Annotated in this window: 12 protein-coding genes; 8 read left to right on the top strand and 4 right to left on the bottom strand. The window is 60.9% G+C overall.

Going from position 1 to position 10,012, the window contains the following annotated elements; all coding sequences use genetic code 11:
• Together B0E55_RS30905 and B0E55_RS30910 are read left to right on the top strand one after the other, a co-directional pair.
• Positions 1-1,029, top strand: a 1,029-nt coding sequence (locus B0E55_RS30905) for a globin domain-containing protein (protein ID WP_080911160.1), incomplete at its 5' end; no start/stop codon positions are given.
• Between the two features lie 11 nt (positions 1,030-1,040).
• Positions 1,041-1,238 (top strand): hypothetical protein, encoded by a 198-nt coding sequence (locus tag B0E55_RS30910; protein WP_007732173.1) that lies wholly within the window; start codon positions 1,041-1,043, stop codon positions 1,236-1,238.
• Between the two features lie 30 nt (positions 1,239-1,268).
• On the opposite strand, the gene B0E55_RS30915 is transcribed toward B0E55_RS30910, so the two are convergent.
• The 4 genes from B0E55_RS30915 to B0E55_RS30930 form a co-directional block, all read right to left on the bottom strand.
• The gene (locus B0E55_RS30915; protein WP_007732172.1) at positions 1,269-1,682 is read right to left on the bottom strand and encodes a VOC family protein; all 414 of its coding nucleotides are present in this window, start codon (positions 1,680-1,682) and stop codon (positions 1,269-1,271) included.
• Positions 1,683-2,734: 1,052 nt separating this feature from the next.
• Positions 2,735-3,373, bottom strand: a complete 639-nt coding sequence (locus B0E55_RS30920; RefSeq protein WP_007732169.1) for a Fic/DOC family protein — start codon at positions 3,371-3,373, stop codon at positions 2,735-2,737.
• 3 nt (positions 3,374-3,376) lie between these two features.
• A complete protein-coding gene (locus B0E55_RS30925) occupies positions 3,377-3,559 on the bottom strand; it encodes an antitoxin VbhA family protein (RefSeq protein ID WP_007732167.1) in 183 nt (60 codons plus the stop codon).
• Positions 3,560-4,212: 653 nt separating this feature from the next.
• A complete protein-coding gene (locus B0E55_RS30930) occupies positions 4,213-4,731 on the bottom strand; it encodes a DUF488 domain-containing protein (protein ID WP_007732163.1) in 519 nt (172 codons plus the stop codon).
• A gap of 142 nt (positions 4,732-4,873) precedes the next feature.
• Between B0E55_RS30930 and B0E55_RS30935 the strand changes: the two genes are divergently transcribed.
• The 6 genes from B0E55_RS30935 to B0E55_RS32405 all read left to right on the top strand — a co-directional run bounded on the left by B0E55_RS30935 (position 4,874) and on the right by B0E55_RS32405 (position 9,845).
• Positions 4,874-5,533, top strand: a complete 660-nt coding sequence (locus tag B0E55_RS30935; protein WP_007732161.1) for a carbonic anhydrase — start codon at positions 4,874-4,876, stop codon at positions 5,531-5,533.
• Positions 5,534-5,669: 136 nt separating this feature from the next.
• Entirely contained in the window at positions 5,670-6,257 is a 588-nt protein-coding gene (locus B0E55_RS30940; protein WP_019749598.1) for a uracil-DNA glycosylase family protein, read from the top strand.
• 367 nt (positions 6,258-6,624) lie between these two features.
• Positions 6,625-6,822 (top strand): hypothetical protein, encoded by a 198-nt coding sequence (locus B0E55_RS30945; protein WP_007732151.1) that lies wholly within the window; start codon positions 6,625-6,627, stop codon positions 6,820-6,822.
• 951 nt (positions 6,823-7,773) lie between these two features.
• Positions 7,774-7,908, top strand: coding sequence for an MFS transporter (locus tag B0E55_RS30950; protein WP_238565220.1), 135 nt, complete (start codon positions 7,774-7,776; stop codon positions 7,906-7,908).
• Between the two features lie 14 nt (positions 7,909-7,922).
• A complete protein-coding gene (locus B0E55_RS30955; RefSeq protein ID WP_080911163.1) occupies positions 7,923-8,678 on the top strand; it encodes a hypothetical protein in 756 nt (251 codons plus the stop codon).
• 1,029 nt (positions 8,679-9,707) lie between these two features.
• A complete protein-coding gene (locus B0E55_RS32405; protein ID WP_241896194.1) occupies positions 9,708-9,845 on the top strand; it encodes a hypothetical protein in 138 nt (45 codons plus the stop codon).
• The last annotated feature ends 167 nt before the right edge of the window (positions 9,846-10,012 follow it).

Genomic DNA, 10,012 nt, shown 5'->3' on the forward strand with positions numbered 1-10,012 from the left:
AAGGCTCTCGCCGGCGCCATCGCGGCATTCGCGACGCTTCAGCTCGAGCCGGACAGCGCCAAGGTCGATCTCATACTTTCACGTATCGCCCACAAGCATGCGTCGCTGGGAATCACACCCGACCAGTACGCAATCGTGCACGAACACCTCTTTGCCGCGATCGTCGAAATACTCGGCGATGCAGTCACTCCCGACGTCGCAGCAGCCTGGGACGAAGTCTACTGGCTGATGGCGGAAACCCTCATCACGATGGAGCGTGGCCTCTACCAACTCGCCGGCGTGGACGCCGGTGACGTCTGGCGCACGGTCAGGATCAGTGAACGAGTTCTTCAGTCCGCCGATACTGTCTCACTGACGCTCACGTCGCTCGACGGCAGTGCACTCCCCACCTTCGCTCCCGGACAGTATCTTTCGGTCGGGGTTACGCTGACCGACGGCGCTCGCCAGATCCGTCAATACAGCCTGTGTTCGATACCGAGCAGCGCAGACTGGCGGATCAGCGTCAAGCGAATCTCCGGCACTCCTGATGGCGAAGTGTCGAACTTCCTCTACAACAACGTATTCGAAGGTCAGGAACTCTCCGTCACCACGCCTTTCGGTGATCTCACCATGCCGGATGACAACTCACCTCTCCTACTCGCGTCGGCCGGCATCGGTTGCACACCGATGATCGGGATGCTCAATCATCTCGTGAACACCGCCGCTCAGCGTTCGGTCTCTGTCATTCATGCGGATCGATCCATCGCCGATCATGCGCACCGAGCAGAACTCAGCACACTTGTCGACAAGATTCCCGCCGCAACTTTGCATCGTTGGTACGAGGATCTCGGCACGCACGTGGCGTTCGGATCGGTTCACGAAGGACGGGCGGATTTGCAAGACATTGCAGTGGAGCCCGATACCCAAGCCTTCCTCTGCGGGCCGATGCCGTTCATGTTGGCGATGCGCGCATCGTTGCTCGAACGGGACGTCCCGGCGCAGAATATCCACTACGAGGTCTTCGGGCCCGACAGCTGGGCCAACACCTGAGCGGAGCCGACATGACGGAAGAGCAACCGGTGGAAACTCTTTCGCGGTGGTCCGGTTCCGGAGCGATGTGGCGGGTTCTGCACAGAACCCCCACCTCGATCACGGTGTCACTACGACGCTGCGACGACGGCGAGGAAGTGGACCGGCTGACCTCGTCCGATCCAGATCTCCTCGCGTGGATCGGCGACCGCTCCGGCAGCGAGGACTGACCGGACCACTGCTTGTGGTCGACGGGCACGTTATCCGTGGAATCGTGGTGCGATCAGCTCTCGGGGTAACTGTTCTGGGCTTGGGTAAGCGACGATGACACGTATACCGTCAGGGTCGCAGCCATCGACGAAAGTCACGCCACCGACTACCTGGGTGAAGGTAGAGGCATCGTATGCGCGTAATCGAGCACCGATCCGCGCCAATTCTTCTTCGGTATCAGCGGACCACATGACGTAGCGGACGCCGATATTGCTGATGTTGGGCCGGGATGCGTCTTTTTGGACATACATGTAAATCTGAAAATCGTCCGGCGTCAGGAGAAGGGCCGCCTCGCGTTCGCGAAGGGCGACACGGCAGGTGAACACGTCGCAGTAGTAGCTCACAGACCGGTCCAAGTGGGCTACTTGCATCACCGACGAGGCAACTTTCGCGGCAGCACACATTTTTTGTCCCCTAACTCCCGAGCAGGCCAGAGGTCTTCACAGTACCGTCATGCTCGACACCCTGGCTCGTACTGCAAAACCGACTTCTGAACGCGGCAAGATCGTCCGCCACTGTCGCGTACACAGCGTTTCCCCGTCCGCGTGTCGAGTACTCGATCTGCGAAGGGAGACGTCGGCATGGTCGGTCCAACGCGACTAGTGTGCCCGACCCGAGGACCTTCGCTCCGACGATCCCACGGAGTCGCGCATGAGGGCGATCGGGATGGAACAGAAGCGGTCCATCATCGACGCGGGCATCGCTGACCCGCGGTAATGTCAGCATCGTTGCACGTCGCAACCTGTCGAGTCCGCGTGAGAGAGCACTCGACAGGTTCAACCGACTTATTCAGCACAGGACCGAACGTGGTCCGAGTGTCCTCTCTTTGCGGTGATCGCCTGGTGCAGTCTTTCTTCGAGAGCTTCTCGGTCGCGTGACAGTGGGGTCCGGCCTGTGCAGGTCCTCGCTGTGGACAATTGGGGAGGGCGTCCTTCCTCAACGAGGTGAAGCTTGTGTTCATGTCAGGATGATGGTCTGGACCGTGTCAGAGGGTCCTGGAGCCTGATCCGGATTTGTGGTTCTCGCCGGTGCACAGCGAACTATCGACGTTAATATCGTTGTGCCGCAACAGGGACGGAGAAGACGGCGTCGGTCGGTGCGGCGGGGGCAGGGTGTGTTTCGAAGAACTACGCAACCTCCGGCGACGATCCAGGTTCGTCGTACGCTGTGGCGTCGTGTCATCGCGTACCACTGTCTTTGCGATGGGATAGTTGTCTTCGGTGCAGTGAACAGAGATGATGACCGCAGGCGCCCCGACCTGAGTGTGGACCACTTGGGGACCAGCTCACGGTCTGGGGCCGCAGGGGCCGACGGAAAGTCGATGTCACCGAAGATGATCGAACGGACGCGCCTGTCGAGCTCGCCCGCCGTGCTGCCTCTGGTCTGTCTAGGGGTTCAAAAGCGAAGGGGGTGGGTGAGACGGGTCAACCCCTGTATCGGCTCGGGTACAGCACAGTCAGAATTCATACGCCGGCTCGTCGTCGAGGATCTTTGTGAACATCTCGATGAGCCCGCTCCTGTCGGATTCGGCCCGGGCGGTGTGGCACGCACCGTGCAACTCGTCGTCGTCGGTCTTCTGCCAATCGAGTCCGGCCCCACGTTCCGAGAGAAGCAGGTCGAAGAACTCGCGAGTTGCCCGGCCATTGCCCTCCCGAAAGGGGTGCGCAAAGTTCGCGTAGTCGTACAAGTATGCGATTTTGCGCGCAAGGCCCACCTCACTCACCGTCGCGAGCTGTGTACATTCGTATATCTCGAACGCGACATGATCCATCGCCTGATGAATATTGCCTGGCGGGCAGAACGACTGGTTGCCCTTCTCTGTACCCACAGTGCGCACGTCGCCGGCCCAGAGGTACACATCTTGGAAGAGCTGACGGTGGATGGCCTGAAGGAACGTAAGGTCATAGGTTCGGTCCCCGAGGAGTCCGGGGGATTCACGAAGTTCGATTATTCGGGCTTCGACAAGATCGTTCTCTGCATCGCTGAGCGCCTCGATCGTGTCGGCGCCCACACGGTTACGTAGAACGTCCGTGCCGGGGATGAAGTAGCCCTGCCAGTCCGTCTCGAGGTCACCGGTATTCCACGGATGCTGCACTGGTTACTGGACGTTGTACCGGCGGCGAACCCGATCGCCGAGCTCAGTCGCGGTGATCGTTCCGCGCGCGTAGGCGAGCTGGTCCGTGCGGGTGGCGGCGGTGCTGCGGGCGCCCTCGAGTTCGGTGCTCTTGCGGATAGCCCGGATCGTCTTCACTCGACGTTTGGTCTTCTGCAACTCGGTCATGGAACTTCACCTCCTGGTATCTCCAGAATAGTCGACGGACCCGAGATCTCGTGGAGGCGGTGTCGACGGACGTGGGGGCGTGGCTCGTTAACTGGTTTTAGCGATCTGTTCGGCTGCGCCTCAATCTGTGCTGCAATTCCGGCCGTCTCCACCACGACCGCAGTGCTGGATCGGCGGGCGCCGGGTGGCAGCCTTCGCGTGATGGTGCCGACTGTGACTGGGGGCTCTGATCCGGTTGGCACGGGTGAGCGGGGAATGAAGACGTCACGTCACCGCCAGTTGGACGGTGGACGGTGATGGGTGATCCGTTCGAACCTCGTCCATCCCTGCAACGAAGTTTTCGGATCGGCGGATCACGCCTGCAAGTCGCGTGGGGGCCCGTGTTGCACCCCACAGTGAAGTCAGTCGACGCAGTTGTCACATACTCTGTTTCAGCCAGGAGGATGGTGTCCGCAGCGGCCGATTCTCCGTTCGGGCGGGACTTCGCTCGGTTGCCCTGTCAAGGCAGAGGGATGAAGACTTGCGCTCGCGCAGACGGTCTCCGGGCCCTGCAGTATGCGTAGCAACGCGGCGTGAGGAGCGCCCCTAACAATCCCCGGCCGGGCAGGAGTGGTGGTGGTTCGGCGCGGCAACGAACATCGGGCATAAGCGGCCTATTCTGAAGGATCGGGTGGGTACCAGATGCGTGTTCCGTCGATTTTCGCGAATGATGTCATGGTGTGTGGTTTGGCTGAGGTGGGGCTCATGATGTCGAGGACCTGGTAGTCGCGTAGGAGTAGGGCGTCGCCGATCATCGATCGGTGGCATCGCCACGGGACGGCTTCGGCGCACATGATCGTGGTGACAGCTCCGGTTGCGGCGGTGCATAATTGGTCGATGCCTTCTTGGAAGGGCTCTGTTTGCATGTAGTCGGCGTAGCCGCGGAACGAGGTGTTGCGCCAGGCGCCGTTGATGGAGTTTTTCGTGGTGTGGCGCAGTCCTCCGAGCCTCTCGATCCATTGATAACGAATGCCCTGGCTGGGGAGGGCTTCGGTGAGGGCATCGTGTCCGAACTGGGGGTTGTGACGCGATTGGGGGACGGAGCGGACGTCGACGACTTGTTCTACATCGTGGGCGCGGAGAAGTTCGACGAATTCGTCGAACGGGTGTGTCGAGTGGCCGACCGTATACATGCGTTTCATGCACTCCATCATCAGGTGCGGGAGGTACTCGCGCTTCCAAATGCTCATCGCCGCGGGGAGGCGAGAAACGTGCGGAGAAGTCCTGTTTCAACCCCCAGCGCACGGCGTTCCTGGTCGTGTGCACAATGAATGAATGCCACGTTCGAGTCCGGTGTCTGCTTGGAAGTCCCTTCGTGAGGGCAACGAGCGGTTTGTCAACGACGCGTCCATTCATCCCAGTCAGGGGATTGCCGATCGCGCGAAACTCGTCGACGGGCAGCACCCCACTGCGGTGTTGTTCGGTTGCGGAGATTCGCGCGTAGCCGCGGAGATCATTTTCGATCAGGGTCTGGGCGACATGTTCGTCGTGCGCACCGCGGGTCACGTGCTCGATGATTCGGTTCTCGGTTCGATCGAGTACGCCGTCGATATCCTCGACGTGCCGCTGATCGTCGTGCTCGGGCACGACGGTTGCGGCGCAGTGAAGGCAACGCTGGACGCTCTGGACGAGAATGCGGTGCCCGATGGTTTCATTCGTAGTGTGATCGAGCGTGTTGCACCGTCGATTCTGATGGGCCGCAACGAAGGTCTGTCCACGGTCGACGAACTCGAAGGTCGTCATGTGGTGGAGACGGGGTCGTTGATCATGCAGAGGTCGCGGATCATCGCCGACAAGGTGGGCAAGGGTACGTGCGCGATCGTCGGCGTCACGTATGCGTTGTCGGACGGCCGGATGCGCCTGCAGGGCACTGTCGGTGATGTCGGAGAAACCGCAACGGGCTCCGAGTCCGGTGACGCCGATCGCCTCGCCTGAAACGACCGCGCCAGAACGCCAGTAAACCATCGGCTGGGCGGCTGGAGATTTCTGTCGGGATCCCGCGAATGCCGCCAGGCCAGCGTGAAGGCGGGGAGCGGGTCATCGACGTATCGCGGCTTAGGGGTGTTTGATCATGCAGGAATCTTTGGCGCATGTGTTGACGGAGATCCGAGGGTGCACGCTGTGCGCTGACCAGCTGCCCTACGGTCCGCGGCCCGTCGTGCAGGCCGGTCCCTCCGCTCGGTTACGCATTATCGGCCAGGCACCCGGACGTAAAGTCCACACCACCGGTATCGCATGGGACGACCCGTCGGGGGATCGTCTGCGCCGGTGGCTGGATCTCACGTCGACGCAGTTCTACGATCCGGGCACGGTCGCGCTCACGTCGATGGGGTTCTGCTATCCCGGCAAAGCACGTTCGGGCGATAAACCGCCGCAACGAGAATGTGCAGCCCGGTGGCACCCGCGGCTCGACGATCACTTGCCGAGCATTGCGCTCACGGTATTGGTCGGTCAGTATGCACACGCCTATTACTTAGGGCGGGATCGCAGAACGTCGTTGACCGATACCGTCCGCGCTGCCGAGGATTACTTGCCGCTCGGCTATCTCCCTGTACCGCATCCGTCTCCGCGCAATCAACCGTGGCTGTCGAAGAACCCGTGGTTCGAGGAGGACGTGTTACCGATCGCGCAGGCTGCAGTTCGGGCCCTCCACCTTTGACCGCTGCCGGTTCTCCTGGTGCACGGCCTACGAACGCGTCTCGCCTGGTCAGTGCCGCATGTGCCAACGTCGATGTCGAGTGCGGGATTACTCTGTTCGGCGTGACCGACGTATCGACTCGACAGCGCCGAGCCTGCTGACCCACTGAGCTGAGCAACTGGCGTGGTCACTTTGTTGCTCTCACCGACCTCGACGCCGCGAACTGTTCCGGGGAGAACAACCACGCGGGGGCTCGCTGTTCGGACCCGACGATTGCTGCGCCCGTAATTCATTGGCGAGAGTCGAATGTAGGGCCGGGCCGGGCGTCACGCTTGCCTGCTCGATCGCGGCAGCGGATGGTGAGGGGATGGATCGCTACTGAATTACCATGCCCGACGGTTCGGCCGTCGACGAATACTTCCACTCGGACAACGACGCAATCACAGCAGCCACGGAAGCGAACTCGGGCACGAGTTGTGGGATCACCGTCGAACGCTACGCCGAGGACGGCCACCTCTTCGCAACGCATTTCCCTCAAGGAGGGCACCGCGGTACCGCCCGCCGGCACCGCCCTCGCCCCGGATAGGCCAGCAATCGTCCAGTCCAGGATATAGAGAACGTTGTTGCGTCCCGATACGGCGGCGAAATCGGCTCGTTGATCCTCTTCCGGGAAACAGCATGGCAATCATCAAGTGCCGCAAGGCTTCGATCTCAACCGGGCCCGCAGTGCCGTTCCCTTCCAACATGGGATCTACAGACTGTGGACTTCCTGCCTGTCGTGCCGACGGCACGTACCTGTCAATGACGGGTGATGACCCCGGACCTCCGCCGGTATCGCGATACGTGATCCACAGCGGTGCTCGACTGCCGTTCCGCAGGATTGAAGCGTAGGAGGTCGGGTTGACTCACCACCGTATGTCGCATCGCCTGAACAACGAATTATGCTTCGGCGGAAAGTGATACGAGTTTCTGTTGTAGTTTCGGCTCCATGTCGTGATGTGGCAACTCTCCGAACGAAGTGTTAGCACGTTCTGCGATTCCGGAGGCAGTTCGTTCACTGGTTTTTGTCGGGGCGCAGGCCGCCGAATGCCCTAATGTGTGTTCTCCCCGAATTACGTGAAACGTGCAACGAGCAAATGCGTGAATTCAAGAAATATGGTGGGCTGTCGTTGCCGGAGGGGTAGGCAGTATCAGGGCGCTGGCAGAGACGTGAGTTCCTGTTTTCGTAGGGATCGACGAGTGTGAAAAATGCCCAAGGTTCTCGGGTGCTCCTGCGCGGGCGTGATTGCGTTGGGTCGATGTCGGCCCTGGCAGCGTCGGCCCGGGTTATGTCGTTGCAGCTGCGGGAATCAGCAGGAGATCGTCGGAAGAACTCGGCCACATGATGTCCAACCGCCCCGCCCACTACAACTAAAGGACTAACCCGAAAGAACTAACTCCTCCCGTAGAAGAGGTTTGTCCGATTCGGCCTAACGCAAACCGTCCGGTCTGTGCTAATTTTCTGTTCTTCGTCATCGGTTTGGTTCTGCTCGGCGGCATGATCTTCGCTTCGACGTCGGAATCAGCTGTGCGACTGCGCTCTTCGCTGGATCTGATCGGTGCAGTACTGCTCGGATCGGGCATCGCCGGAATTCTGATCGGCGGTTTTCGGAAGCTTAAATTTCCCCTGTGAGAGGCGTCAATCGCATGTCCAAGAACACTCGTCGTACCGGAACCATCGCTGCCCTCGTCGGCGCAGCCGCGCTGATCGCGCCGGCCTTCGCCCATGCCGCACCGACCGGTTCGCTCGGCTCCGCAGATCCGGGGGCGGGCTTCACGTGTTCCGCGACGTCGACTGAAACCACCGCCAACGGATGGGGCATCCCGTTCACCGACGAGAAGGAGCAGACCGCCTCCTACTCGGCAGAAAACGTCTTCGACAAGGACGGCTCACTCAAACTCGAAGTCACCGATGTCACGGATCGCTCCGTCTCGTACCACGCGGCCGGCAGCATCAAGCTCGCCGACGCTGCAGCGAAGGAGATCGGGTTCTCCGAGCGCGCAGTCACCACCAGCGCCGCGTTCCAGCTACGCCTGACCGGCACCACGAACCCGGCCGACAACGGTTTCACCACTCTGGTGTGGGTCCCGAGCCAGAATGGCGCACCCGTTACGACGGACGCGGTGAATCACGAGAACATCCAGGACGGACTCTGGTGGAGCACCCGCACCATCGGCGGCGCAGCCAAGGGCGTTCCCACCTCACTCGACGCCATCGTCGCAGCTAATCCCGACGCCAAGGTCGAGCACTACGGCGTCAGCGTCGGAACCGGCTCAGCAGCCTCGAGCGTCTTCGTCGAAGCAGTGAAGCTCAACGGATGCACAACCAACTTCGCCAAGAAGGACGCCGACCCCGAGACCGGAACCGGCTCACTCGGCAACATCTTCGGTAGCCTCTCCTGACCTGAGGTTCCACACACAAAAATCAGGCGCACTCTCCACGCGGAGAGTGGGCCTGATTTTTACGTGACTGCGAGTGACGATGGATCTTTTCGGCCGCGTCGTGCAGAAGTATCGCCTGACAAGGGTCGGAGTCGATTGCGTTGTGAGGCATTACTTTCGTGGGTTGTTTCCGGTTCGTCGAGCTGCAGTATCGTCGCACTCCAGTCGGCTAGTTCGGCAAGGTCAATCGGCATTGGAATCGAGGTTCCGGTATGCCCAGGTCTGGGGAGTGAACCAGGGGGGCGCGGTCATCCGCGACAGCAAGAGCATTCGAGATCGCTTTGGCTTCACGGCCCGCGTAAAAGGGGTCCCCCGGTACCTCGACCCCGGACAGATCACGCACTCGTTCCAGGAGCATTCCGTTTCCGAAAGCGATGGTATCGACCGTCCCAGGCGAACAACTCCTCGTCGATTTCGTCGCAGACAGCGATGTGAGTGATAGCCGAGAATTTGGCCGGATTCGATGTCGATCCAGATTCGTAGCGGGTGCAGTGTGGGGGGAGTCGGGGTCAGTTCGACTGTCCAGGAACGCCGTCCGGCGAATTCGGCTTCGTCTACTTCGCTTGTGGGCAGGTTGAAGACGTCGCTTGTCCTGTCGGTGGCAGTTCTGCGCCGTAGTAGGAACTTGTTGACATCTAGACAGGGGAGATGGCCTGGAGAACAGGTGCGGGGGCGTTGCGCGTCGGCGGTGAAATCCCACGCTTTATCGCCGTTGGTGACGAAGATCAGCCGTCCGTCCTCGTGTTCGATGCAGAGCTGATCACCGTCCCGCCATACTCGGCAGCCGTCCCTTGCCTGCGCCGATGTCGGGGGAGTTCCGGGCGTTGGGGTCAGCGCTGCGCCCTCTGGGTCTTCGTTCGTCCGGATTTCGCGGATGACGCGGCGCAGGGCAGTTTCGGGGGCTCGGTGAGCTGTCAGAACCTCGAGCTATGCCGTCACCCCAAAAGCCTAGGACTCAGGCCTGGGGGGTTCGCGACTTCATTGAAATTCATGACCACGGACGCAGGGGCCTCGCTGACCGTCCCCAGAGGTGACGCCCCGCGGGGCGTGGAGCTTCTTTTCGGACCATCGTGGGTCCGCGTTCACGTTCGTGAGCTCGGTGCTCTCGAGACCAACAAGTTGGACTGATGGATGGCCAGAGAGCGACTTCCAGCCAAGGACATACACGCATTACATTGGGTTTCGGTTTTGTGACGCCCACCGCGATCAGAAGGTTCCTGGATGCGTTGCCACGCACCTCCGCGCACCCAGCGAGCGAAGACCGCGTATACAGTCATCGGCGGCGGGTACTCCGC

This window comes from Rhodococcus sp. 66b (genome assembly GCF_002076325.1).
Lineage (GTDB): Bacteria > Actinomycetota > Actinomycetes > Mycobacteriales > Mycobacteriaceae > Rhodococcus_F > Rhodococcus_F erythropolis.